Raw genomic sequence first — 26,198 nt, 5'->3', positions numbered from 1 at the left:
TGCAAAATACGATGTATCGTATTCATTCGGTTTTGTCGAAACGATACCTATACACGCCTTCTGCAAACATCCACGCAAACTCGAAGTCAAAAGCGACGGCGATAATTCAGACGCCGCTTTTGATCATCCTCCATAAAAACTTTAAAAACTTTTCGATGCGCAAGCATCGCAGCCGATATTAAATAGTAATTAATAATAACCGCCTCCGAAAACTCAATGTTTGCCGACACCCGGAGCCGACCACATATAGTTTGTAACGCCCGCATCGCTTAAGCCGAGTTCGGCATCGTATATCTTCCGCCACGTTTTATACATTTCCATATACGTTTTATGATTTTCCATGTCGGGTTCGAGCGTCGCTTCGATTTTTACCATGGCATCCGCCGCTTCTTTGATGTTCGCATATATGCCGACTCCCGTTGCCGCAAGCATTGCAGCGCCGAGCGCGGTCGCTTCTTTTACTGCGGGAATGCGGAGCGGAAGACCGAGCGCATCGCAGACGATCTGCGACCACAGTCTGCTTTTCGAAGCGCCTCCCGCGAAGGTGACGACGGAGGGCATGCTTCCCGTCGCGGATTTGACGAGCTGCATGTGGCCGTAAGTGACGAGGGCCGTGCTTTCGAGAATGGAGCGGTAAAACGTATATTTGTTGAATTTGTCGGCATCCAAATCGAAGTTCGTAAATGTCGGTGCGGCATGACGCCACGCGGAAAAATTCATAACATCGGTAAAAGTGCAGAACATGCCGTGCGAACCTGCGGGAATCTTTGCCGAGCGTTCATCCATAAGTGCGTATACGTCTTTTCCGAGAGAAGCGGCTTCTTTTTTTTCTTCGGCACAAAATCCGTCGCGGTACCATCGCATAAAGAGGCCGGGTTTAAATGCGAGCGCTTCGTATTGCCACAGCGAGGGCTGAGCGTGACAGTTGACGCGGATGTCACAGCGGTCGTCAATTTTTCCGCTTGCGGTATTGTATTCGTATTGCCAAAATGTTCCGCCGAAAACCGCCGCATCGTTCGCTTCCGTCGCTCCGACGCCGATCGTGCCGAGCTGCGCGTCGCCTCCGCCGACGATGAGCGGTGTGCCTTCTTTGAGACCCGTTTCTTTTTCGCCTTCGCGGCTGACGCGGGCGGCAAGCGTGCCGCATTCTTTCGATTCGGGAAATATATCGCTTTTTAAGCCGCAGCGTTCCGCTATCGTTTTGTCCCACGTTCTCGTCGCAAGTGAAAAGAGTCCGCTCGTGGAACCGTTGCTCGGTTCTACGGCAAGCGTTCCGCTCATCTTGTATATGAGCCAATCGTTGAACATACCGACGGCGGCGGTTTTTTCGTATACCTCCGGGAGATTGTTTTTAACCCAAAGGATGCGCGGAAGGGCGCTCAGCGAATACGTTTGTCCCGATTCGAGATAGAGTTCGTGTTCGAGCGTCGGCGACATCTTTTTCAATTGGACGACTTCGGCCGTACTGCGAGCATCGACGTTTGCGCAAGCCCACAGTTCTTTTCCGTTTTTATCGTAGAGGATGATTCCCTCGCGCATACACGTCGTGGAAACGGCTGCGATATCGCCGCTGTCGATTTTCGCTTTTTTTATCGCTTCCGATATACAGCGCTTTGCCGCATTCCAATTTTTTTCCCAATCGAAATTCATGCTGCCCGGATATTTCGGATCTTCGAGATGCTTCCACTCTTCCTGCACGCATTCGATCTGGTTTCCGTGTACGTCGAAAATGACGGCGCGGACGCTTCCGGTACCGGCGTCTACGGCCATCAAATACTTTTTATCCATAACAGTGCCTCCTCGTGTCGTCGGTTTATATCGGAACCTCTAAAACCGAATTTTTCAGAGATTTTCCTTTATATGTTTTTTACAAGCCAGCGTGCGGTATCCTCGTCGGTTATGAGGATGTCGGGGTAATGCGCCCGAAGCGCCGCTCTGATCGCGACGTGTTTTGCGCTTCCCGCCGCAACGGCGATGACGTTGTGCAGTTTTTTCAGCGATTCCGGCGGGTAGGTTACCAAATGTTCGTCGGCGGCGCTCGTGATAAAATTACCGTTTTCGTTGAAAAAATGCGCGAGTACGTCACCGACAGCGCCGCACATTTTTAAAAAATCGAAATCGCTTTTTTGTATGATTCCCGATTTGATGACGGTCGCGTTGTCGTCTACGCCGCCGATACCGATAACCGAACAGCTTGCGGTCGTATGCATGCGTGCTATTTCGATGACGGCACTTTCTTTTTTGATCGCTTCTACCATTTCCGGCGTCGATGCCGCAAGAGGGGCGGGGATGAGGTAGAGGGAAGCGTTGACTGCCGACGACTGCGTATTCAGCAAATAGATGCTGACCCCTCCGGTGAGCGATACGTAGGTCGGCTTTTTTTTCGAAATCTGCGAAAAATAATTCATAAAGCGGCCGGTCGTATCTCCGTAACCGATATTGATAATCGGATTGTCCGAAAAATGTTCGTTTATATACATGGCCGCCGCTCTTGCGATCGCGTCGTTGAGCGAAGCCGACGTATACATTTCATCGGAAGGAATGACGAGGGCGTCGGCGAGAGCGTACGAATCGATAAGCGCCTGTTCCGCTTCGAGTCTGCCGCGAAAGTTCGTGTGGATCGTGATTTGGACGACGTTTTCCTGTTCGGCTTTTTCGAGCAGGCGGATGACGCGCATGCGGGAAACGGAAAGCATATCGGCTATCTCTTTTTGCGTCTTTTTTCTGATATAATAATACCATGCACTTCGCACGATAAGCTCTTTTTCCCAGTCGGCCGTCATTTTCGCCCTTTTTCTCCTGATCCGAACAAAATATCGTTTTATGAACATAATATCACGACATTTAAAAAAACACAACAAAAAAATATGCATATCGGTAATAAATTTCAGCCGATTTTACCGGTATTTTGTCAGCATATCGGCTTAGCGGTATCGAATATATAAATTTTTTCGCTGAATTTTATACTTTTTATTTGACAAATCGAAATTTCCGTTTTATACTGAACGAACAGAAAATGTTTTTGGATAAAACAAAAGTTCTATATTTAAAATGATTTGACAGAGGAAATGAATTATGGACGGACAGACTTTTCCGATGCTTTCGGTACGGAAAATCTATAAATCTTTCGGTTCCAACGCCGTGCTCAAAGGCATCGACTTGGACGTGTATCCCGGCGACGTGCTTGCGCTTATCGGGGGAAACGGTGCGGGAAAAAGCACGCTCGTAAAGACGATTATGGGCATTAAAAAGCCCGATTCGGGTGAAATACTCGTTGACGGAAAACCGCTGCACTTCGGAAATCCGTCGGCTTCTCTCGCTTCGGGTGTTTACCTCATCCCGCAGGAGCCGATGCTTTTTCCGAATATGACGCTCGAAGAAAACGTCGTCATGGGAATCCCCGGCAATAAAAGCGAACTGCACGAACGCCTCACCGAAATCGTTTCTCAGCTCGGCTGGAAGCTCGATTTCAACCGCACTGCGCGCACGCTTTCCATTGCGGAACAGCAGCTCGTCGAAATTCTCCGCGGTCTCATGCGATCCGCGCGCGTTATGTTTTTCGACGAACCGACGTCTTCGCTCACGTTCGACGAAGTGAACTCGCTTTTTAAAATCATCAAAGAGCTGCAGAAAAAAAAGGTCAGCGTCATCTATATCACGCACCGGCTCAACGAAGTGTTCGTCATTGCGAACCGCATCGCGCTTTTGATCGACGGTACGATTACGATGAACGGCGACGTAAAGGATTTTACCTACGATATGCTGCTCAAAGGACTTGCGCCGGACAGTGCGAGCAAAGTGCACGTCGAAGATATTTCGGCCGCTCCTGCAAAGCGCGAACTCGTGCTTTCCTTGAAAAATTTTAGCGGTTACGGTTTTTCCGATATAAATCTCGACGTGTATTCGGGAGAAGTGCTCGGTATGACGGGCGTCGTCGGCGCGGGAAAGACGGAGCTTGCGACGACCGTATACGGACGCGACAAAGTGCTCGGCGGAAAAGCGTATTTGAACGGCGAAGACATCACCGGCTTAAAGACGAAGCGGATTATCGAAAAGGGTATCAACTATCTTCCCGAAGACAGATTTTTAAACGGCATCTTCAAATTGACGACGGTGCGAAACAATATCACGCCGGTGCGGCTTGCATGCTTAAAGCGGATCCTCATCAATACGACGTACGAAAAATCGCTTGCGGAAAAATACATTTCAGGCTTTCACATCAAAGTGACCGGAGATACTCAGGAGATGGGATCCCTTTCCGGCGGCAATCAGCAAAAAGTTATCATCGGCAGGTGCTTTTCGACGAATCCGCGCCTCGTCATACTCGACGAACCGACTCGCGGCGTGGACGCGGGTGCGAGAAGCGACGTGTACGCGATCATCAACGAACTGAAAAAAACGGGCATCGCGATTTTGCTCATCAGTTCGGATATGGAAGAGATCATCGCGATGAGCGACCGCGTCGTCACGATGTACCGCGGCAGGATCAATCACGAATTTGCAAAAAACGAAATCAACGAAGATGCGCTTATGGCGGCATCGTTCGGCGTGGAAACGGAAAAGGTGGGATAAATGCGGCGTATATCTTTTAATCGATTTTTCAAAATGAGAAGCCTTTCTTCGCTCATCGTCGTGATCGTGCTGTTTTTATTGGTCGGTATCGTCAATCACGATTTTCTTGCCGCGCGAAATCTTATGCAGACGGTCAATTCGAGCGTCGTGTTCGCTTTGTTGTCGATCGGCATCGCATTCGTGTTGATCATTGGTGAAATCGACGTGTCGGTCGGCGCGGTTATGGGACTTGCTTCCGCAGTGAGCGCGAGCTTGATCCGAGACGGTGCTCCGTGGGCGCTCGCGATTTTCGCCGCCGTCGCTATCGGCATCGTGTGCGGTCTTATAAACGGCTGGGGACTCGTCTACCTCGGCATTCCTTCCATTATTATGACGCTCGGCGTAAACGGCATCGTACGCGGACTCATCTATGTGTATACCGGCGGCAAGTGGGTCGAAAACGTTCCGTTTGCGTATAAAGCGCTGAGTCAGGCGACGCTCGGCGGCATCACGTGGTTTTATCTTATAACGCTTGCGATTGCGATCGGAGGTTCGGCGCTCTTGCGCCGCGTTTCTTTAGGACGCAATTTTTATGCGGTCGGCGACAACGTCGGAGGAGCCGAGCTCATCGGCATTCCGGTAAAGCGGACGAAGATAAGCGCGTTCGTGCTGTGTTCGCTTTTCGCATCGGTTGCCGGATGCATCTATGTGAGCCGCATCGGTTTCGTAACGCCGATTGCCGGAAACGGCTACGAGATGAAAGCTATCGCGGCCTGCGTGCTCGGCGGCATCAGCCTTTCGGGCGGCGTCGGCTCTCTGTTCGGCGCATCCATCGGAGCGATCATCATGGCGTCGATCGACCGTATCCTCGTATTTTTGAAATTTTCTTCCGATTACGACAGCACGATTACGGGCATCCTGCTTATAACGATCGTTACGGTAGACGGTCTTTTGGAACATCATTCGATCGAAAAAGCGCGCAAAGCGCGGCTTTTGGCAAAGACGGCGGAAGAGGGGAGCAGATAATTTTTATGGAAAAGAAACGATTTACTTTTACAAACGAACTGCTGCTCATCGCCGTCATCGCGTGCGAAATCGTTTTGTTCGGCATCTTGAATCCGCGCTTTTTGCGCCCGATGGTATTGCTCGGTTCGATCAACGATTTCATTTCGATATGCATCATTTCGCTTTTCGTAACGATGGTCATCATCGCAGGCGGTATGGATATTCAAGCCGGTTCCATCGTCGGGCTTACGTCGATCGTCATCGGCGTTATCTTTCAAAGCGGCGTGAACGTGTATGTCGCCTGCCTCATTGCGGTCGTCGCAGGTGCGCTGTGCGGTCTTTTGAGCGGCTTTATCATCGCCTATGCGCGGGTCCCGCCCATGGTTGTCACGCTCGGAGGTTCGTTTTTGTATTCGGGTTTGGCGATTTCGATCACGCGCATTGCAAAAGTCGAACTCTATAAAGGCATCAGCGGTTTTCCTGCCGCGTTTACGGCCTTTACGCAGTTCCGCTTTTTCGGCATCATTCCGTCGCAGATACTGCTCTTTATCGCGATCGCGTTTATCGCCTATTTTATTCTGCACCGCACGAAGTACGGCCGCTATGTGTACCTCTGCGGCATCAATCCGAACGCCGCGGAATTTTCCGGCATCAATACGAAGTTTATCGTGATGACGACATACGCGCTTTCCGGTATCGGTGCCGCGATTGCGGGTATCGTGCTGACGTCCTACCTCGGTACGGCGAAAGCCGATTTCGGCAAAGAGCTTACGCTTCCGATCATTACGGCTGTCGTACTCGGCGGGACGGCGATCACCGGAGGCACGGGCACGATTTTAGGGACGGCGCTGTCGGCGCTCGTCATCGGCATCATGCGCTTCGGTTTATCCATGGCGGGATTGAACACGCAGTACCTCGACATACCCGTCGGCATACTGCTGCTCATCATTGTCGCATCCCGAGGTCTTTCCGCGCAGGGCTTTTCTCTGAAACGCATTGCCGGAAAATTCACTGCTGCGCGAAAATAATTTTTCGAAAATAAATCTTTTCGGAAAATTATTAATAAATAAAACTGACTGACGACGAAAATATCAGGAGGTAATCATGAAAAAACTTTTGTCGATTATGTTGGCGGCGCTTTTGGTCGGCTCTTTGGCATTTGCCACGGGAGCGAACGAAGGCGGTAACGGTTCGAAAAAAAACGTTGTTGTCGTATTCATTCCGAAAATCAGCGGCAACGCTTTTTTTGAAGTGGCAAACGAAGGCGCGCAAAAGCTCGCAAAGCAGGTCGGCTTTACCGTAAAGTATGACGGCAGCCCCGATGCGGCGGTTGCGAATCAGGTCAATATCATCAACAATGCGATTCAGCAGGGTGCGGACGCGATTTCGATTTCGACCGTCGATGCGGCCGGCGTCGATCAGGCGCTGAAAGCCGCGCGCAAGGCCGGACTCGCCGTTATGACGTGGGACTCCGATTCCAATCCCGACGCACGCTCTCTTATGACGAGTCAGGGCACACCCGATATCCTCGGTAAAATGCTCGTCGACATGGGCGTCGCTTCTTTGAAAGAAAGAGGCAAAAACCCCGATTCGGATGCGATCAAATACTGCTGGCACTATTCGCAGGCGACGGTTACGGATCAAAACTCGTGGCACGTAGCAGGCGAAAAATACATCCGCCAAAAGTATCCGAAATGGGTCAACGTCGCTCCCGCCAATTACTATTCGAATCAGGATGCCGAGCGCGCAATCACCGTCGGCGAAGCGGTTCTTTCCGCGCACAAAGACATCGATTTGATCATCTGCAACGATTCGACCGCTCTTCCGGGACAGTGCCAGGCCGCGCAAAACCTCGGTCTCAATCAAAAGAACGTGACGATCACCGGCTTTGCGACACCGAACGCGATTAAAGATTACTGCCGCGCAGGCATCCTCACCCGCTGGGGTTTGTGGGACTGCGGTATCCAAGGCGCGATTTCCTGCTACCTCGCGTACTGGGCGGCGACCGGCCACAGCATGAAAGTCGGCGATACGATCGATATCCCGACGATCGGTACCGTAAAAGTCGAACCGAACACCGTGCTCGATCCGAAAGCCTACACGGCAAGCGATTCCGGTGTCGTGCTTCTTCCGGAGCGCGCCGTATTTACAAAAGAAAATATGGACAAGTATAATTTCTAATGAGGAAATTATAACGCGTAATAAAACCGGCGCATGATTCGTTTCGTGTGCCGGCTTTCGGCGATTTTGGGGAAGTTCTGAAAACTGCGGTTTTCAGAGGTAACTTTGCCCGTTATTGCTATCGATATTAATAATTTTAGGAATACAGTATGGCAGATTTAGACGGTTTGAAAGTCGCTCACAATTATCACACGGATGTCCGTTTTGCCGTTGACGGATCCTTTTATGTAAAAGGAGCGGGAAACCTCGACTGGGGTATGAAAAAACACTTGTCGAATATTTTCAATCCCAAAAGCGGCAATACCGTGATGTTCGCATTCGACCACGGTTATTTTATGGGTTCCGTTTCGGGTCTCGAACGCCTCGACCTTTTAATTCCGCTTCTCAACAATCACGTCGACGTTCTCATGGCGACGAGGGGCGCACTGCGTACCTGCGTACGCCCGGATTGCAAAAAAGCGATCGCGCTCCGCGTGTCTTCCGGCTCGTCCATGGTGCAGGAAGATTTGAGTCACGAAGTCGTTGCGGTCGATATCGAAGATGCGATCAGAATGAACGCGGACTGCGTCGCCGTTCAAACCTTTATCGGTGCCGACGGTCAGCTTGAAAGCATCGACAACCTTTCCAAGACGATAAACGCTGCGATGCGCTACAGCATACCGACGCTCGGTGTCGTTGCGGTCGGAAAGAATATGGAGCGGACGGGAAAATATTTTAAACTCGCGACGCGTATCGTTGCGGAACTCGGCGCAAATATCGTAAAGACGTATTATTGCGAAGAGTTTGACGAAATTGCCGCGGCCTGTCCCGTGCCGATCGTCGTTGCCGGCGGTAAAAAGCTTCCCGAAAAAGAAGCGCTTGAAATGGCGTACCGCGCGATGCGGGACGGTGCTCGCGGACTCGATATGGGTCGAAATATTTTCCAGAGCGCGCATCCGGCTGCGATGGCCGATGCGATCGGAAAAATCGTTCACAAAAAATTCACCGACAAAGAAGCGTTCGAATTCTATACCGAACAGATCAATAAAAAATAAGCGAAAGATTTTGTAGGGGCTGTCCAAAAACTTCTGCTTTTGGACAGCTTCCTTGATTTTAGATGCGATGTTTAAAATTAAGTCATTACAATACAAAGACTTAATTTTAAACTCGACGGGCTGTCGAAAAAGTAACCGACTTTTGAGACAGCCCCTTTTTATGTGTGTTTAATTGATAATTGTTATTGATAATTATTATGGAAAAACTTTTAGGAATATCGGAAGTCGCGCTTCCCGTCATCGTCATGATCGCTGTAGGGATGTGGGCGCGAAAGACGAAATTTTTAAGCGACGGCGGCGTCGAAGAAATCAAATCGCTCATCGTAAAAGTATGTCTTCCCGCAGTGCTTTTTGCGGCCTTTTACAATATGCGCTTTACGTGGAAAGAAGCGCTCACGCTCGGCGTCTTTGCGCTGATGAACCTCGCGGCTTTCGGTCTCGGAATCCTTATGTGCGCTCTTTTAAAAATTAAAACGCCCGTTGCGCCGTTTATGTGTGCGACGATAGAGGGCGGTTCGATAGGCTATGCGCTTTTTATGTTGCTTTTCGGACAAAGCGAGCTGTACCACTTTGCGCTCTTCGATGCGGGAGGCGCCGTTACTCAGTGGGCGGTCATCATTACGATTTTGCAGCTTCGCACAAAAGGAAAGCTCCGTGCTTCGGAACTAGGAAAATCGCTTGCGACTCCGGTGAATATTGCGATCCTTGCAGGCATACTCTGCTCCGTAAGCGGTTTCGGGCCGTATCTTTCATCGACGCGAGCAGGGAGTATTTTCGAAGGCGTTTTGCACTTTGTCGGTGCTCCCGTCGGACCGGTTATCATCATGACGGTAGGTTACGGCCTTGCCTTTTCGAATATCGAATGGAGCGATACGCTGAAAACCGTTTTTGCGCGTATGCTCGTCTTTGCACTTTTTATGGGCGGTATCGTCTATTATATTGTCGGCCGGATGTACCCGTCCGATCCGCTGTATCGCTTCGGTGCCGTCCTGTATTTTATCATGCCGCCGACGTATGCGTACGGTGTATTTGTAAACGGAAAAGATGAAAGCGCTTTTTTGAGCGCGTATTTGGCGCTCTATACGCTCATTACGATTTTCGGCTATATCGCCCTTGCGTCTTTTGTCGTGTAAGTTTTTTTTGAAAGCTCGAAGTTAAAACGAAACGCGCTGTTTCAGCGTTTCGTTTTAACATTCCGCATTTTTCGATTTTGAAAAAATACGGAACGTTTTGACGTTGTTGCCGCTTCCGCTTTTCAAAAGCGCGGAACGGACGCCGTTCGTCGGAAGATATGTATCAGCGGGAATAGAATTCTATAACGTACTGAATATTGCCGACCGGCTGGATATCGCCTGCTGCAGGGAGAGCCGTAACGGTTGCCGAAAGTTTTTCTTCGTCGACGGTAAGCCAGCTTCCGCGATTGCCTTGCGAAGTAACCAGATTGTGCCGGATAAGATTTTGGATACCTTTTTTTTCTTTCGATGTGATAACGTCTTTTGCTTTAATCCGCATGGACGGGACATTCGCCGGTTTTCCGTTGACGTAAAAATAGCAGTGCGAAACCATCTGCCGCGCCTGCGCACGGCTTACCGCAAAACCCATTCTGAAAACGGTGTTATCGAAGCGCTGTTCCAGCAATGAAAGCATATTGTCGCTGGTGATGCCTTCCATACGCTGCGCGCGCGCAAACATATTTCTGAACTGCCTTTCCGATATGCCGTATGCGAGACGGAACTTTTGTTTTTCTTTTAACTGTTCGCCGTATACGGATGTTTTGCCGCGCTGTTTTGCTCCGCGTTCTTTGCCCGGAGCGTTCGGCCGTTTGGTCAACAGCTTACTGTATTTCGGATTGCCGAAAATATTGGTACCGAGTCTTCTGACTATTTTACCCTTAGGGTGTTTTACCGACATACTAACCTCTTTAATTAGCGATATTCAATTGTGCCGATTCCGGCAGGATGTTGTTGTTTTTATGCAATTATAGGAAATGAATTTGCATAAAAAGCAGGGAGTCGCCGTACAAAAAAGTAGCCGCGTTTTTTGACGCCGTACTCCGACAATGTGCGTTATTATGTATTGAAGCGCTTTTTTTGTCAAGCGCGCGTGCCTGCCAAGCCAGGGCTTACGCATGAGAATCTATATTCCTCAAAAAATAACCATTACCGTAAAAAATCGGCTGCACTCCCGGCAGCAGCCCTGCCGTTCGCCGCGGCAGACCGTGATTGGAATCGGACTGCGCGAACTTTTTTACCAAAAAGTTCGCTTGCCATCGGTCTGAGCGGCTCGGCGGCATTGCCGCTGCCTCGCGTTCCGCCTTTTTTATTTTATATTATGTCTCTTTTCTGTGTATACATTTTTCATGCGTAATCCCTGCTGTCAAGCGCGCGTGCCTTGACCTTATGATTTATCTCGATTAAAATATATCTATGTTAAATAAAAAATACGCTTCTCTTTGTTCGGCCGCGTTTTTTTCGATATGTTTTTGTGCATCCGTTTTTGCGCAGACGATTACGACGGCCGGCGATTATTTTAAAACCGTTTCCGATTTTTACGCGACCATACACGACTACGAAGCGGATATGGATATATCCATGGGGAGCAGGCAGATGAAAGCCCGCGTGTCGTTCAAACGACCCGACTTGCTCCGCATCGATTTTTCGAAGCCCGCCGAGCAGGTCGTATTGTTTAACGGCGATCTTCTCACGATCTATCTTCCCGGCTCTTCCGCCGTACTCCAGCAGCCGGTGCAGTCTTCGAGCGCGGGCGGCGCATCGCTTGCGACTTCACAGGGGCTTTCGCTTATGAGCCGCTACTACACGATCAAATACGAAACGGGGCAGGATCCCGTTGCGCTCGACGATGCATCCGACGAGCGGGTTATAAAGCTCGTACTTGACCGGCGCAATACGACCGAAGCGTTCCGTTCGATCAGAATCGCCGTCAACGCGGAGACGAAACTTATCAGACGGATTTCCGCAACGACTCCGCAGGGCACGGAATACGTGTTTACTTTTTCCGATTATAAATTGAATCAGGGTATTCCCGATCAGCGTTTTATCTACGATCCGCCTTCATCGGCAAACGTGTATAATAATTTTCTTCTCTCCGAATGAGGCGGGCGTTCTTATGGAAAGTTACGGCACGATTTTAAAACGCTCGCGCGAAGAAAAAAATATCGACAGAGATACGGCTGCCCGCGAAACGTCGATAACGGTCGAATGTATCAGGGGTTTGGAAGAGGAAGACACATCCGTGTTTCCCGGCGAACCCTATATGGTGGGGTTTTTGCGCAATTACGCCGAATACCTCGGCGTAAGTCCCGACACGGTCATGTCGCTCTACCGAAGCAAAGCCATTCAGGAATCTCCCGTTCCTGACGGTCTCTTTGTCAAACACAAATCGTCTTTTTTTATACCGATCGTCGTCGGCGTCGGCATTTTCGTCGTCGTATGTATCGCTTCCGTTTTAATAATTTCCAAATTTTTTCACACGAATAAAAACGGCAGTGTCGTAGTCGCCCGGGGTATGGAATCGAAAACCTACGAACTCACCGATAAGCCGCTTGAAAAGCGGCTGTTCCGCGGCGATAAAATCGTCTATCCGTCGGAAAAAGGGAAGATCATCCTTACCGTAAGCGATACGCTTACGTCGTTCGGCTTGGATACGCCGGTCGGTACGCTTCGCACGGATTTGGCCGAAGAAGCGGAGCTCGATGTCGACGGAGACGCAAAGGGCGATATCATCGTCTACGTTTCCGATATCTCATCGACCGATGCGTCTCGCGGAGCGGAAGTGCGTATGCTCGTGCGCCGTCACGACAGCGATACGCTTGCGATCGATGAAATCGCTGCAGAGGACGTTTCGCAAAATCCGCTCTCCCCGCAAAAACATCCGCAGTCCGTCATTTTCGAAGACAATCGCGCTTATCCCTTTACGGTCAACGTGAGTTTTCGCGGCCCGTGCGAATTCCGCTATAGGGTCGATCGAAAGCGCTCGAATGAAAATTATTTTACGAACGGAGACGTCGTTATGATGACGGCGAACAACGGCGTGCGCGTGTGGATGTCGAACGGCAATACCGTAAAATTTACCGTCATCGCCGATACGAAAAACTACGATCTCGAAATCGGCAAAGCGGGGCAAGTGCTCGTCGAAGATATCAAATGGGTGCGCGATTCGGAAGGCAAATACAGATTGGTGGTCGTTGAGCTTGACTGAATTTTTTATCGACGAACACGGCTGTGCGAAAAATCAAGTCGACGGTGAAATCATCATTTCGCGTTTGACCGCTCTCGGTTTTCGGCAAACATTCGACGCGTCGAAAGCACAGATCATCATTGTCAATTCGTGCGGTTTTATCAATCCCGCCAAAAAAGAATCGATCGATGCGCTTCTCCGCGCGAAAAAAAATTATCCCGATGCGAAAGTGCTGCTTGCAGGATGCCTTGCCGAACGTTATGCGGACGTGTTAAAAGATTCTCTTCCCGAAGCGGACGGCATTTTCGGAAACGGCGATCTTTCGAAAATCGATTCCGTCGTGCGCTCTCTTCTTGCGGGAAAGCGCCCCGTCGTCACGGCGGAGCAGCGCGGCATATCGTGCGGAAAACGGACGATGCTGCTTTCGTATCGCAATTCCGTATACGTAAAGATTACGGAAGGCTGCAGCAACCGCTGTACTTTTTGCGCGATTCCGATCATCCGCGGCTCGGTGCGGAGCCGAAGCGCGGACGATATCGTCGATGAAATTAAAACGCTGCTCTTGCTCGGCGTATATGAAATCAATCTTATCGGACAGGATTTGGCAGCCTACGGTACGGGAGACGGGGACGATGTTTTCGGTACGGGGCGCTTTCCGCTCCCGTGCATAGGGGAAGACGGCGTCAACGAAGGTACTGAAAAACTTTCGGCGCTCGCCCGTTTGTTGAAAAAAATCTCCGCCGTCAAAGGCCGCTTTATCGTGCGCCTCCTCTACATTCATCCCGATCACTTCAACCGCGATATCTTTCCCGTCATGCAAAAGGATCCGCGCATCGTTCCGTATTTCGATATCCCGTTTCAATCCGGCGACGACGAAATTATTAAAGCGATGAATCGGAAGTGTACGGCAAAAGAATACGTGCGCCTCGTGCGCGATATCCGATCTTCGTTTCCCGCGGCGGCGATCAGGACGACTTTTTTGACGGGCTTTCCGGGAGAGACGGAGGAAGCTTTCCGCTCCACGCAGCGCTTTCTTTCCGATATACAAAGCGATTGGTCGGGCTGCTTTACCTACAGCCGCGAAGAAGATACGGCCTCCTACGCTATGAAGGGCAGGGTGCCTCAAAAGACAGCGCTTGAGCGGAAGCGTGTGCTTGAAGCGCTCCAAAGCGAAATCACCGAAGACCGTTTGAAGCTGCGGTGCGGAAAAGAATACGATGTACTCATAGAAGAAGTCGTCGCAGGCGAAGAAGGCCTTGCGATAGGACGCGCATGGTTCCAAGCGCCCGACGTCGACGGTTCGTTCGTCGTCCGCTACGACAGGGACGATGAGGCTGAACGGAGCGCCGTGCAATGCGGAAACGTCGTGCGCGTTTTTGCCGACGGCGTGAGCGGCGTCGATATCGATTCTCGTCTCGCCTCGAATTTAATAATAAATAAAAAACGGTCTCGCGCATCAGGCGGAACGGCAGTCTCTTCGCCGCTTTTATATGCGAGCGATTTTTACGATGCGGGAGAGGGCCGATGACCGACGCGCGGACGGATCTTTCGTACATGGAAACGCTCAACCCCGAACAGCGAGAGGCGGTCGAACATTCGGCCGGTCCGCTTTTGATTCTCGCAGGAGCCGGAAGCGGAAAGACGCGCGTCATCACGACAAAGATCGCCTACCTCATCGCCGAAAAAAAAATCCCGCCCGAATCCATACTCGCGGTAACCTTTACGAAAAAAGCCGCGAACGAAATGCGCTCGCGCGCGATCGCCCTCGACGACAGAGCGCGCTTTGCGGAAATACGCACGTTTCACTCGTTCGGCGCGTGGTTTTTGCGCCGCTATGCCGCTATCGCAAATCTTTCTCCCTCGTTTACCGTGTACGACGACGACGATGCAGCCACTCTCGTGATGAAAGCCGTTCCGTCGCTCAGGCGCCGGCAGGCAGAACTCGCCGCACATAGAATTTCGCTCGCAAAGGATTACTGCCTTACGCCGGACGACGATTTATCCGCCGTCGATTCGACAGGAGAGCTGTCGGCGATCTACCGCGCGTATGAACAAAGGCTTTCAGAAACAGGAAACGCCGATTTCGGCGATTTAATAATGAAGCCGGTGCGGGTGATGGAAGAAAATCTCGCCGTGCGCGAGCAGATGCGTTTCCGTTTCCGCGTCATCATGGTCGACGAATATCAGGATTCGAACGTCGCCCAGTTTAAGCTTTTGCAGACGCTTTCGGGTACGGCAGAAGGAAGCGGTACGTACGTGTGTGTCGTCGGAGACGACGACCAGTCGATTTACCGTTTCCGCGGTGCCGAAGTACAAAACATTTTGACGTTCCGCAAAAAATTCCCCGGCACGAAAATTATTAAACTCGTGCGCAATTACCGCTCGACGGGAAAAATTCTTGCCGCCGCGGACGCCGTCGTAAAAAACAACGAAGACCGCATCGGAAAAACGCTTAAAGCCGAGCGAGGGGCGGGAAAGGCGCCCGTGCTCGTGTATTTGCCCGATCAGGATGCGGAAGCGAAATTTTGCGCAGAGCTCATCGAAAAAGCGCATGCGGAAAAAGAGACTCCTTACGGCGATTGGGCGATTTTATACCGTACGAACGCGCAGTCGCTCGGATTTGAAAACGAATTTTTACGCCGGCGGATACCCTACGCCGTCGTCGGTTCTTTGAAATTCTACGAGCGGGAAGAAATTAAAGACACGCTCGCATTTTTATCGCTTGCCGCGAACGAGCGCGACGAAATCGCATTTCGCAGAATAGTCAATAAACCTTCGCGCGGTGTGGGAGAAAAAACGCAGGAGGCGATCGTTTCATACGCCCGCGAAAAATCGATCGGTTTTGTAGAAGCGGCAAAAGCCTGCGCTGATGATGCCGGGAAAAAAGCGAAAGAAGGCATCCGCGAGTTTTGCGGTGCGTACGACGGCATTATTAAATCGTTTTCGGAAGCCGAGCGGCTTTCGCACTTTGTTGGAAAAATACTCGACGCGTCGGGCCTGCTCGAATATCACCGTACGCAGGATGAAATATCGGGTACGCAGCGCGCGGCGAATATGCAGGAACTCATGAACAGCGCGTCGCTGTATGCGTGTACGAAAGACGGGCTTTTGCAGTTTCTCGATTCGATCACGCTCGACCGTTCGCTCGAAACGGGCGATGACGGAAAGGGAGATGCCGTAACGCTCATCACGCTGCACAACACGAAGGGGCTTGAGTTTCCGCGGGTAGTCATCACGGGATTGGAAAACGGTATCTTTCCGCGTGGCGATAAAACGGGAAGCGAACTCGAAGAAGAACGCCGCCTTTTTTACGTCGGCGTAACGCGGGCGCAAAACGAACTCTATGTTACCTCCTGTGCCCGCCGCCGCCTGTACGGGCGTACGGAGTTTATGGAGCCGAGCGTTTTTCTCGAAGAGGCGGAAAGCGCGTTTCGTGTAATTGGAGAAAGGCCGCAAAAATCTGATCTGCAAAGCGGCCGCTCTGAAGCGGCAAACGGGCTTTCGGAAAAATGGAAGCGGGGCTGCCGAGTTTATCACGACGACTGGGGGTACGGACAAATCGTTTCGTCGGATACGAGCGACGACGGAGAATTCGTTATTGCGGTTCAATTTGAAAGCGGTGCAAAAAAACGTTTTATGCCCGAATATCAATCGCATTCTTTGATGCTTGTGCGCGATTGATCCGTAATCGGCATCTTTGAAAAATTCGGTTTTCGGAAAACCCTCTAATCGTTTTCGGCGATAAATTTACGGTATTTGTCGGCGTCCGCTCTGAATGCGACGATCGGAGAAGTTTCGTCGGCCTCCGCATTTTCGAGCGCTTCGCGTGCTTCCTGAATAAGTCGCTTTCCGGGAAGCATTCGCATCGATCGGGATGAAATGCCGACGGCACACTTGGGCTCCATGTTTTCGCCCTTAATAATTTTAATAATATCTTCGCGCAGCGAAGATGCGATTTCAAGCGCTCCGTCAACGTTCGTATTGATTTTGATTATGGCAAAACCGTCGTTCATGTATTCGAAAAGCATATCATTCGATTGAAAGCGTTCGAAAAGGTACGCGCATATTCTTTTCGATGCGTTTGAAGCAAACGAAAGATTCGGAATGCGGACTATAAAAAGCGATACGTCCTGTTCGGAAGAAGCCGCCCGTACCAATTCTCGATCGAGTTTCTCTTCAAGGTTTTGTTCCGAATGGAAGCCGGTCAGCGGCGAAAACTTGTCCGTAATATCGTTTTGCATTTCGCCTTCATTTTCCCAAAAAGGCGTTTCGGGCGGAACGTATTCGCTTTCGATATCCCGTACGTCGTTTTCAAATTCTCCGTAAGATATTTTTTGTACGCTTTTTTCGGTATCGCTTTGAGTTTCGCTCTGCGGTACGGTATTGCCGTCGGAAGAAAATTTGCCGTCGAAGGGCAAATCGTCTTCAAAGGGGAGATCCGTATTTTCAGCTGTCGTTTCGGAAAACGCCGCGCCGGTTTTTTCTTCGATGGCATCTGCAGGTGACGAAACGGAATATTTGGAATTTGCAAACTCAAGATAAAGTATTAGGATCAAAGTGAGGACGGTAAGTGCAAGGATAACGACGAATGAAAAGCGCGCATAATAAAAAACGGAAGAAGGGCGGATCAGGTACATCGATGCGGTGAGAATGTACGTGTCTCCTCCCGTTCGGAAACTGCTCGAATGTATTTCCGAAAGTCGGGAAGGGCGTATTGCCGAACTTTCGGCGTTTTCGGGGTATACGAATATAATCTTCGATGCGCTTTTTAATATGATAAAGGCGTAGTCGCCGTAATTGCCGCACGCTTTCGAAAATGCGTCTCGGAAGTCGGGCGACGAAGCGTCGTAGCGTAAAAGTGCGTTTCGTGCCGAAGATGCCAACCTGTCGAATTCGCGTCCGGTACGTTCTCTTCCCGTTGCGTATTCACAGCCGAGTTTATAGAAAAGAAAGATAATCACCGCGGCAAACACGGAGACGATGACGATCGAATAGACGGTAATGCTTTTACGTTTCATAGTGTCGAGTATATCTCAGAATCTCGGCGTATGCAAGTTTCAAAAGTTCGGGAAATACAGCGCGTGAATTTTCATTTTTTAACCGCGCCGAAATGTCGATGCCGCGATGCTCTCCGCTGAAGTTTTTATTTTTTCGAAGCGAAGCGACTGCGGGAAAAAACGAAGCGATTACCGGAGAAAAATCGGGATACGAGAGTTTTTTTTCGCAATCTGAAAAATCTTTTTTGAAAAAGGAAATAAACGACGGCATATCGAAAGAGGGGCAAAAGCGAAGCGGCGGATAGACTTTTTCGGAAACTGCGCGATATAAAAAGCCGTCGGAGTCGATATCGGTACACGTTTCGAAAAGGACGGATTCGAACGTTTTGCGGTATGCGTCGAGCGTTGCGCTCGTACGCCGTTTTCCGTTTTGAAAAAGTTCGGTGCGGAACATAAGCGCGTCGAACGCCGTTTCCATAGGCTCCGTGCGGCAGGAAAACGAATTGTACAGCGCGTCGAAATAGGTGCCTTTCATGTACGGTTTTTCCGAATACGAAAAGTCCGCGCCGCACACTTCGATTTTCGAAAATCCCGCTTTCAGCGCAAAGTCGAGAGCGGCAATCGTTACCGTTCCCGCACCCGTACGGATGAACGGAAATGCCGTACCGGTTTTACGTTCCGAAAAGAGCGATGCGTAAAACGAAAGCGGGTGTCCGGTTTGAACGAACGCGATTTTTCCTCCCGATTTTTTAATAAAACGGATCGCGCTCGGGTTTGCGCATAAGTCGAAAATAAAAAGCGTACCTTCCGTTCGCACGTCCGAAAAAAAATGCTGTGCCGATAAAAGCTGTCCGTCGATCGATACGACGGCGTCGCATAGTATGCCGCGTTCTGTAAAACTTTTGTAAGCGGTATCCGTCGCAATGATGTAAAGCTCATCTCTTTTTTTTTCAATGAGCGAAACGGCAGTGTCGAGGGAAGGACCGGCAGCCGCGATCAAAGCCGTTTTTCCGCCGGGCGCGGCAAACGACGTATCGTTCTGCACGCTGCGTGCCGGAGCGGATTGTGCGCCGATCTGAGCCAAGTTCGCCATGATATTACGCTGCCAGATTTTTCCGAAGTGCGCTTGCGCCGAATAATCTGCGGCAATCGCCCGTGCCGCGCTCGTCGTCTGCATTCGAAACGCTTCGATGCCGATTTTATTTTCGCTTGCCCACGCGGGCGTTTCGATTATCGAAAAAGAGCCGTAAAAAGCAGGCACATAAAACCGGAGTATCGTGTCGGAAATTTTTTCCGTCGGAACGATACGGACGGTTTCGTCGCCGGATAAATTATTAAAAACGGGAATCTTCATCAGAAAATCGATATCGCTTTGAGAATTTTCCGCAGCGAGAATAAAGGAGCGGGGAAATCGTTTTTTGAGCGCGCGGATAAAGTAGCCGCCTCCCGCACCCGCGACGATAAAAAAGCCCGCTTCATCCATACGCGCGGCATATTGTTCGGCTTCTTTTTCGGGATCGTAGCGGGAGTGCATGCTTTTTCCGTTTTGAAAAAGCGGAACCGGACTTCCGTTTTTTGCCGGTATAATCGACGAAAAAAGCGATGTCATGAAAGGAGCCTCTCAATTTTTTTTAAAAGTTCATCGCTTTTTTTTTCAAGCGTTTTCGCTTTGCGCCCTTTTTCTTCGCCGTCCGTTTCCCGCTTCCATGAAATATATTCCGCAGGAAAAAATTCGTGAAGCCATTCGTCGCTTCGCCCGTGGCGCTTTGCAAAGTCGAGGGCGGATTTTTGTACGTCTTTTTTTTGTGCAAGCGCTTCATCCGCGATGCGCGGCAATGTTCCGTTCGGTGAAAGCGATTTTTCGAAAAAATCGAAATCGACGTCGCCGATTGCGCCGAGCGTATTTGAAAAACGGTATTCGTGCGCGAGACGGTAGACGTTTCGGGTTTTCTTTTCGGGAAGCGCTTGAAACCATTTCCGGTAAAGCCTGAGCGCGCCGGATGTAAAGCGCGAAATCGAAGCTCTCGTTTCTTTGGGAAATGTTTTTACGTCAAAAATTTCCGCGCGGAGGTCGAGTTCGTTCGGTTCGGCGTGCTGTAAGCCGGGGGCGGGCGCCAGATCGAGACCGCAGAAAAAAATCGGACCGTCCGTTATCGCTTTTGCAAAGGAAAGCGCGCTTCCGCTTACCGTACCGTTTCTTTCGATTTTTACTGAGGGAATACCGCAGGATTTAAAAAGTTTTGACGCGAAGCCGTCGCCGTATGAAAGGGGAACGATATCGTTTTGTGATAAAATAGTTCCGCCGCAGGCCGCTTCTTCTGCGAGCGCAAGCGGTATGCCCGAAACGAAAGCGAGCCGAGTCAAGTGCGCCTTTGCATAAAATCCTCCGTCGGTTGAAAAGCAGAGGTCGGGGACAATGTCGTGTGCGTTCAAAACCGAAAGAGCCGAAGAGACGGCAATGAGAAAATAATATTTTCGAAAGCGGGCGAGGAGGGGAAGCGCGTTCGTAAGGCTCGGTCCCGAAGCTGCGACGACGAGGGGAGCATTTCCTTTTATAAGGGTCTTTACCCGTTCGATGTGTTTGCAGATAAAAAATGCGTTCAGTATCCAGCGCGAAGAAAAAGCGCTCCGTGTAAAAAGGACGTCGCGTCCCTTATCGACGGCATTTTTTATTTCCCGCCAAACGGCTTCGTCTTTTCGGGGAAATGCGCGTGCGGAAGGATGCCATGATGCAAAGAGCGAGTTGCATAAACCTTCTTCGCCGAGAGAGGCAAAAAGATTTTCCGAAAGCTCGTCCTCTTTTTTTGCCGCATTGAATACGATATCCCATCGTTTATCCGATTCGGAAAAATCTTCACTGTAGCGGACGGCGCACAGCCTTGCGGACGGAAATCGCTTACGGAGAAAAGTTTCGCAATAGGATAATGCCGGTTCGGTTACGATTATATATTCGGGATAAAAAGATGCGCCGAGGGATGCGGCAAATCGCTCGCCTTCTTTTTCAGGGTCGTATGATGAATGAAGGGATGTGCCGTTTGCGCTGCACGAAATGCTGCCGTTTTTTGCCGTAAAAAAACAAATACCCAAATTAACCTTCGACGGCAAAGCGTTCGATTTCTTCCGCATTGCGCGCGCTTCCGGCTTTGATGAGCATGAGAGCAGCGGCGGCGTCGGAAAGGAAGGGAGAGAGAAAACGGCTTATGTGAAACTGCAAAACGGCTTCGTCGAAATCGTCGTGAGAAAAAAGGACGATATGCAGCTCTCCGTTTTTTCCTTGTACGCACATATTCGGAGCGGCGAACGAATGTGCAAGCATATCGGATATTTCGCCGCAGATAACATTGAACAGTCTCTCTTTGACGGCATCGCTTTTCGACGAAACCGAAACGAGCGTGCGGTTTATCGCGATTTTCGTCGAAAGCAAAAAGAACAGCGCGCTGTTATCGTTCGGAAAACAAGATGCGCCTGAAAAAATTGCATTGCCGTTTTTTAAGCGGCCGCCGTGTCCGCGGTTTTTAATAAATTCTTCAAGGGCGATTTTTATCGTTTCGGACGGAGGAGAAGAGTTTTCACCGATAAAATCGGCTTTCATAAAAACGGCATCGGATGAAAGACGAAAAAAATGGACGGAGGAGAGACGTTCTTTTGTGCGCGGGGAAAAGAGCTGGTAAAATGCCGCAAGGTTACCGAGCGGGTTTGAAAAAGTTTTTATCGATGTATCGACTCCTATCGTTCCGTTCCAAAAATCGGGAGATGAAACGGAAAGCGCGATGCTTTGAGCGTCGAGACCGGTGCATGCGCTTGCGGCAAAAGAGCCGTCCGTTATTTCAAAAAGCGATCCGTGCAAAATACCGAAATCACGGCACAGATCCGAAAAGGAAACGTAAGAGGGGGTTTGCATACGGGGAGCGGCACGGGACAAAAGTCCCGAAGCCTTTTTCGACTGTCCGCCCGATACGCGGTTGAGCAAACCCATGTTATGACAATCCCAAATCCGAAAAAAGTTTCTTATATGTCGCGAATTGTTCGGAGCGCGCGAATTCGACGATTTTTTCTTCGGGTAAATCTTCGAGCAGCTGATCCATGTACAAAAGGACGGATTTGATTTCTTCGGTCAAGTTTGCAGGCAGACTCGAAGAAGTGTTTTGTGAAGCTGTTTTTAGCGCAGGTTTTGCCGCAGTCGATTCGGCGTCGGTAAAAGCGGCGTTGTGCGATGAGGTATCTTCGGCGGGCACATCCGTTTTGAAAAAATCATCCGTTTCGGAAGTCGAATCGGTTTTGGAAAATTTATCGGTGATATCGGCTTTATGATCGTTGCCGGATGAATTCGGTTCGCTTTGCGAAGCGGGAGCGACATCGCGCAAAATATCGTCGACGCTCGGAATGGAAATATCTTCGAGCGGTTCCGCATCCGAAAGATCTTCGAGTTCGGCTTCTTCGGGCAGCTCTTCAAGTTCCTCTTCTTCGCCGGGCGCGATCGGCAATTCACCTGCCGTATCGGTTTTTGTTTCCTGCACAAAAAAATCGTCGGTCGATTTGTTTTTTTCGGAAATATCGGGAACGACGGAAGTATCTTCGGTTTGCGTGCCATCGACAATTTTGTTTTCTTCTGCAAGTTCGTCGACTTTGCTTTCGTTATTTAAAAAATCGGCGCTGCTCATGATATTGTCGAGTTCGTCGCCCGAAAGCGAAATCGTTTCATCTTCATCCAAATTGTTGAAAAATCCTCCGGCTTGCACTTCGGCTGCCGGAGTGCCCCCGCGCGATTTCAATTCGGCGAATTGCGTTTTCAGCGAGGAGATTTCGTTTTTCAATCCGGAAAGATCTTCGACGATTTGCCGCAGGAGATCGTTGCTTTCCGTACGCGGAGCTGCAATATTGTCCATGAGCGATTTCGCTTCTTCGTCGAAACTGTCGGGTACGACACTTTGCGTTTGTGCCGAAGAAAGAGCGCCGTCGTCGGGAGCAACGGAAAGATCGTAATCGATATGAGCCGATTCCGTTTTTGCAGGAGAGATGCTTCCGCCCGATTCGGTATCGGAAGGCGCTTCGTCGTTGCTGAAATCGACTCCGAAATCGGAAAGGTCGACGTCTTCGGTGACGGAAGCTTCCGCCGGTGCGGAAGTTTCCGCTGTGCTGAACGTCGTGTCGATCGATTCGGGAAGTTCGGGGAGAACGGAAGCATCTTCGATTTCGGAAGATACGGGAAAAGATATCGAATCGTTTTGCGTTTCTTCCGCAGCGCCGAAAAAATCGGGCGCGGTGTCAGCGCTCGCGCCGAGCGTGTCATCGGGGACGGGAGGTTCCGAAAAACCGTTGTCGAGAAAATCCTCGATGGAAACGTCTTCGACGGCAGATGCATCGCTTTGCGCTTGCTCATTTACGGATGAATTTATTTCGGAAAAATCGGGCAAATCGACGTCGAAATTAAAATCGTCGATGCTTTCGGATTTTTGAGAGTCGGATTCCGGAGATTTTTTTACCCAGACACCGTAACTGTCGAGTTCGTTTTTGTTATCGGTATTTGCCATATCATTCCCCTCAGTATGCAGAGATACATAGTCTATCCGTTATAGTATCGGCATAAAAGCTTCAAAAAAACAGTACGTCGCCGGGAAAATTCCCGCTATACTATCGTAACAGTATAGCATATATTTTCGTTTCAGAAAATAGGGCGCTCGGCCGATAAGAAAAATATGACACGCACAAAAATCCTTTCGGCCGTTTTTATCGGTACCCTCGTATATGTACTCCTTTCGTTTTTTGCGGGCAGAGACGGCATCATCGTATACAATCGGCTGCAAAAACAAAAACGCGCGATAAGCAGGCAGACGGCACTCATCCAAAAAATAAATGAAGAACTGTTACTGGAACGCACGGCGCTCGAAAAAGATAAAGACGTTATCGCCGCCTATGCGCGTAAGCTCGATTACGTGAGCGAGGGGGAAAAGCTCGTTAAAATAACCGGACTTAAGCCCTACGAAGCGCCGCTGTATGATACGGGAACCGTCGTTCGGCGCGAGCCGATAGCGTTTATGAGCGAGCGGACATGCAAAGCATGCGGCATCGCGTTTTTTGCGCTTACGTTCGTACTTTTGGCGCTTACCGGCGGAAGCGGAGAAGTTATGGCGCGGCGAAAAAAAGTGCAAGTCTTAGCGGAAGAAAAACGGATTTCTTCTGCAATGCGGAAAACCGCTTCCGATGCTGCGGGCAAAATGCGCATAGCGACTTTCGGCGGCGGTACTCGGTGATATTGCACAAAACCGACGAAAAAGCGGCTTCCCTGTGCGTTGATTTTTTAAAGCGCGGAAAGATCCTTATCCTTCCGACGGACACCGTGTACGGTTTTTCGGGCATCGTCGAAAGCGGTAAAAAAATATTCCGAACCGAAGAAAAAATACGGGCGATAAAGGGCAGGGACGAAGGAAAGCCTTTTATCCGCCTCATCGCACACCCCGATGAAATACGCCGTTATGCAAAGGACGCCGTACCCGCCTCTCTCCTTGCAAAGTGGCCGGGCGCGCTCACGATCATCGTAAACGACGGAACGGGGGGCACTGCCGCGTACCGCTGTCCCGGAGATGCGTGGCTGAGAGCTGTCATCGCACAAAGCGGTCCCGTCTATTCGACGAGCGTCAATAAAAGCGGAAAACCCGTACTCGAAAAAATAAGCGACATTATCGAAACGTTTGAAGACGATGTCGATTTAATAATTTCATCGGGCGATACGTCGGGCGCCCTTCCGTCGACCATCGTCGATATAAGTTCGGGTACCCTCCGCGTGCTGCGTCAAGGAGCCGTGCAGGTGTAATGCACGGAATGATTTTCGGATAAATTTAACAAAATGATTTTCCGATCATTCGTTTTTGCGCAATATCAGTATTGAACACGGAGCCGTTTGCAGTTCTTTCAAATCATCGGAATGACAGATCCTTCCGTCCGTCAGATTTTCATATTCGCCCTCCGGAATGGAATGTAAAAAAACACAGGCCTGCGCAAAATCCGAATTTACGATGATCAGGATTTTTTCTTCGGAACATTCGCGCCAAAAGCCGAATTGCCGGTTTGCAATAAACTCCTGCCGGTACGAACCGCGCTGCAAAGCGGGACGGCTCCGTCGTATTTTCGAAAATGTTTCAATGGACGTACGGATAAAGCCCGCGTCAAAACCCGGCTGCGTAAAATCCGGAAGCTGAGCGAAAGGCGGAAGCGGAGGGCGCAGTTCGTAATCGCAGTCGACTTTCCGCATTCCCCGTATACCGTATTCGCTGCCGTAGTAGACGGACGGGATGCCGGGAATCGTAAAGAGCAGCCCGTATAGCAGATGCAGGTGCCGCTCCGGAGAGGTGAGCGCACTGACCGCTCGATTTACGTCGTGGTTGTCCACGAAATTGTACAATGCGATGTCTTTATACATACCGCTTTCGGCGTTATATTCTCTGTTCAAATTATACGAAAGCTCATACATATTCCGATCGTTCAAACATGACCAAAGCGATTTGTACATCTGATAGTTCGTTACCGAATCGAGCCGGCCGTTTTGCGCCCATTCGGAATAGTCGCCGTGCACGACTTCGCCCATGAGCCAAAAATCGCTCTTTATACTTCGACAAAAGGAAGCCAGCGCATCGAGGAAGGTTTTGCTCAGCACATCCGCCGCATCGAGGCGCAGGCCGTCTATTGCGAATTCTTCGATCCACATTTTTACCGCGCCGAAAAGATGCTCCCGTACGGCGTCGTTATCGACATTCAGTTTTACCAAATCCTTGCAGCCCGCCCAGCCTTCATATTCAAAGCAGTCCCCCTCGGCACTCCGCCGGGAAAAATCAATATTGACATACCAATCTTTGTAAGGGCTGTATTGCCCTTTTTGCCGAATATCCTTAAAGGCAAAAAAATCCCGCCCCGTATGATTGAATACCGCATCGAGCACCACGGCGAATCCCTTTTCATGACACAGGCTGCAAAAGCGTTTGAAGCGCTCGTTATTCCCCAACCGACGATCCACGTGATAATAATCGACCGTATCGTATCCGTGCGCGCTCGACTCAAAAATCGGCCCGATGAGGAGCGCATTACAGCCCAAGGATCGAATCCTGTCCAACTGCTCCGAAAGTTTTTCAAAAAAATCCCCTGCGGGGCACGCAAAATCATTCCGCTTCGGGCAATTCCCCATACCCAGTGCATAGATATGATAAAAAATTTTATCCGAAAATAAATTTGACATATACAT

General features: G+C 50.1%; 21 protein-coding genes. 12 read left to right on the top strand and 9 right to left on the bottom strand.

All coding sequences use genetic code 11. The annotated features are described in order from the left end of the window. Positions 1-213: 213 nt before the first annotated feature. Together lsrK and HRI97_RS08135 are read right to left on the bottom strand one after the other, a co-directional pair. A complete protein-coding gene (gene lsrK / locus HRI97_RS08140; RefSeq protein ID WP_253724990.1) occupies positions 214-1,788 on the bottom strand; it encodes an autoinducer-2 kinase in 1,575 nt (524 codons plus the stop codon). Between the two features lie 68 nt (positions 1,789-1,856). Then, positions 1,857-2,783, bottom strand: coding sequence for a sugar-binding transcriptional regulator (locus HRI97_RS08135; protein WP_253724989.1), 927 nt, complete (start codon positions 2,781-2,783; stop codon positions 1,857-1,859). Between the two features lie 292 nt (positions 2,784-3,075). Between HRI97_RS08135 and HRI97_RS08130 the strand changes: the two genes are divergently transcribed. The 6 genes from HRI97_RS08130 (at position 3,076) to HRI97_RS08105 (ending at position 9,904) form a co-directional block, all read left to right on the top strand. Continuing rightward, complete coding sequence (locus tag HRI97_RS08130; protein WP_253724988.1) at positions 3,076-4,572, top strand: sugar ABC transporter ATP-binding protein; 1,497 nt, start codon at positions 3,076-3,078, stop codon at positions 4,570-4,572. Next, positions 4,573-5,577 carry an ABC transporter permease gene (locus HRI97_RS08125; protein WP_253724987.1) on the top strand — a complete coding sequence of 335 codons (1,005 nt, stop codon included), beginning with the start codon at positions 4,573-4,575 and terminating at the stop codon, positions 5,575-5,577. Positions 5,578-5,582: 5 nt separating this feature from the next. Continuing rightward, positions 5,583-6,584, top strand: coding sequence for an ABC transporter permease (locus tag HRI97_RS08120; RefSeq protein WP_253724986.1), 1,002 nt, complete (start codon positions 5,583-5,585; stop codon positions 6,582-6,584). Positions 6,585-6,660: 76 nt separating this feature from the next. Then, entirely contained in the window at positions 6,661-7,737 is a 1,077-nt protein-coding gene (locus tag HRI97_RS08115; protein WP_180486556.1) for a substrate-binding domain-containing protein, read from the top strand. A 149-nt stretch (positions 7,738-7,886) separates the two neighbouring features. After that, positions 7,887-8,771, top strand: a complete 885-nt coding sequence (gene lsrF, locus HRI97_RS08110) for a 3-hydroxy-5-phosphonooxypentane-2,4-dione thiolase (RefSeq protein ID WP_253724985.1) — start codon at positions 7,887-7,889, stop codon at positions 8,769-8,771. Between the two features lie 197 nt (positions 8,772-8,968). After that, positions 8,969-9,904: an AEC family transporter gene (locus HRI97_RS08105; RefSeq protein WP_253724984.1), complete on the top strand. Its 936-nt coding sequence runs from the start codon at positions 8,969-8,971 to the stop codon at positions 9,902-9,904. A gap of 163 nt (positions 9,905-10,067) precedes the next feature. Here HRI97_RS08105 and rpsD read toward each other — a convergent pair whose 3' ends face one another. Next, on the bottom strand, positions 10,068-10,682 hold the full coding sequence (gene rpsD, locus HRI97_RS08100; protein WP_180486553.1) for a 30S ribosomal protein S4: 615 nt from the start codon (positions 10,680-10,682) through the stop codon (positions 10,068-10,070). A 515-nt stretch (positions 10,683-11,197) separates the two neighbouring features. On the opposite strand from rpsD, the gene HRI97_RS08095 reads away from it, so the two are divergent. Genes HRI97_RS08095 through HRI97_RS08080 form a run of 4 tightly spaced genes read left to right on the top strand, consistent with a single transcriptional unit; the run spans position 11,198 to position 16,649 of the window. After that, entirely contained in the window at positions 11,198-11,884 is a 687-nt protein-coding gene (locus HRI97_RS08095) for a LolA family protein (RefSeq protein WP_180486552.1), read from the top strand. A gap of 13 nt (positions 11,885-11,897) precedes the next feature. After that, positions 11,898-12,989, top strand: a complete 1,092-nt coding sequence (locus tag HRI97_RS08090) for a helix-turn-helix domain-containing protein (protein ID WP_253724983.1) — start codon at positions 11,898-11,900, stop codon at positions 12,987-12,989. Continuing rightward, the gene (gene rimO / locus HRI97_RS08085) at positions 12,976-14,496 is read left to right on the top strand and encodes a 30S ribosomal protein S12 methylthiotransferase RimO (protein ID WP_253724982.1); all 1,521 of its coding nucleotides are present in this window, start codon (positions 12,976-12,978) and stop codon (positions 14,494-14,496) included. Before HRI97_RS08090 ends, rimO begins: the two co-directional genes overlap by 14 nt. Then, positions 14,493-16,649, top strand: a complete 2,157-nt coding sequence (locus HRI97_RS08080) for an ATP-dependent helicase (protein ID WP_253724981.1) — start codon at positions 14,493-14,495, stop codon at positions 16,647-16,649. Before rimO ends, HRI97_RS08080 begins: the two co-directional genes overlap by 4 nt. Before the next feature lie 44 nt (positions 16,650-16,693). Here the strand turns inward: HRI97_RS08080 and HRI97_RS08075 are convergent, their stop codons facing one another. The 5 genes from HRI97_RS08075 to HRI97_RS08055 are packed head-to-tail and all read right to left on the bottom strand — an operon-like array spanning position 16,694 to position 23,496. Next, positions 16,694-17,986 (bottom strand): nucleotidyl cyclase domain-containing protein, encoded by a 1,293-nt coding sequence (locus tag HRI97_RS08075; protein WP_253724980.1) that lies wholly within the window; start codon positions 17,984-17,986, stop codon positions 16,694-16,696. After that, positions 17,976-19,574, bottom strand: coding sequence for a 6-hydroxymethylpterin diphosphokinase MptE-like protein (locus HRI97_RS08070; protein WP_253724979.1), 1,599 nt, complete (start codon positions 19,572-19,574; stop codon positions 17,976-17,978). Before HRI97_RS08070 ends, HRI97_RS08075 begins: the two co-directional genes overlap by 11 nt. Beyond that, positions 19,571-21,091, bottom strand: a complete 1,521-nt coding sequence (locus tag HRI97_RS08065; protein WP_253724978.1) for a 6-hydroxymethylpterin diphosphokinase MptE-like protein — start codon at positions 21,089-21,091, stop codon at positions 19,571-19,573. The genes HRI97_RS08070 and HRI97_RS08065 overlap by 4 nt, the downstream gene beginning before the upstream one ends. Continuing rightward, a complete protein-coding gene (locus HRI97_RS08060) occupies positions 21,054-21,941 on the bottom strand; it encodes a hypothetical protein (protein WP_253724977.1) in 888 nt (295 codons plus the stop codon). Before HRI97_RS08060 ends, HRI97_RS08065 begins: the two co-directional genes overlap by 38 nt. A 1-nt stretch (position 21,942) precedes the next feature. Next, positions 21,943-23,496, bottom strand: coding sequence for a hypothetical protein (locus HRI97_RS08055; RefSeq protein ID WP_253724976.1), 1,554 nt, complete (start codon positions 23,494-23,496; stop codon positions 21,943-21,945). 165 nt (positions 23,497-23,661) lie between these two features. On the opposite strand from HRI97_RS08055, the gene HRI97_RS08050 reads away from it, so the two are divergent. Then, complete coding sequence (locus HRI97_RS08050) at positions 23,662-24,216, top strand: FtsB family cell division protein (RefSeq protein WP_253724975.1); 555 nt, start codon at positions 23,662-23,664, stop codon at positions 24,214-24,216. Then, positions 24,213-24,776 carry an L-threonylcarbamoyladenylate synthase gene (locus HRI97_RS08045; protein ID WP_253724974.1) on the top strand — a complete coding sequence of 188 codons (564 nt, stop codon included), beginning with the start codon at positions 24,213-24,215 and terminating at the stop codon, positions 24,774-24,776. The genes HRI97_RS08050 and HRI97_RS08045 overlap by 4 nt, the downstream gene beginning before the upstream one ends. Positions 24,777-24,821: 45 nt before the next feature. Here the strand turns inward: HRI97_RS08045 and HRI97_RS08040 are convergent, their stop codons facing one another. Next, a complete protein-coding gene (locus HRI97_RS08040) occupies positions 24,822-26,192 on the bottom strand; it encodes an alpha-amylase family glycosyl hydrolase (RefSeq protein WP_253724973.1) in 1,371 nt (456 codons plus the stop codon). Between the last annotated feature and the right edge of the window lie 6 nt (positions 26,193-26,198).

The sequence above is a fragment of the Treponema socranskii subsp. buccale genome, assembly GCF_024181585.1.
In the GTDB taxonomy this organism is placed as follows: domain Bacteria; phylum Spirochaetota; class Spirochaetia; order Treponematales; family Treponemataceae; genus Treponema_D; species Treponema_D buccale.
Note: the sequence above shows the minus strand (reverse complement) of the source record. Positions and strands in the feature narration are given on the sequence as shown.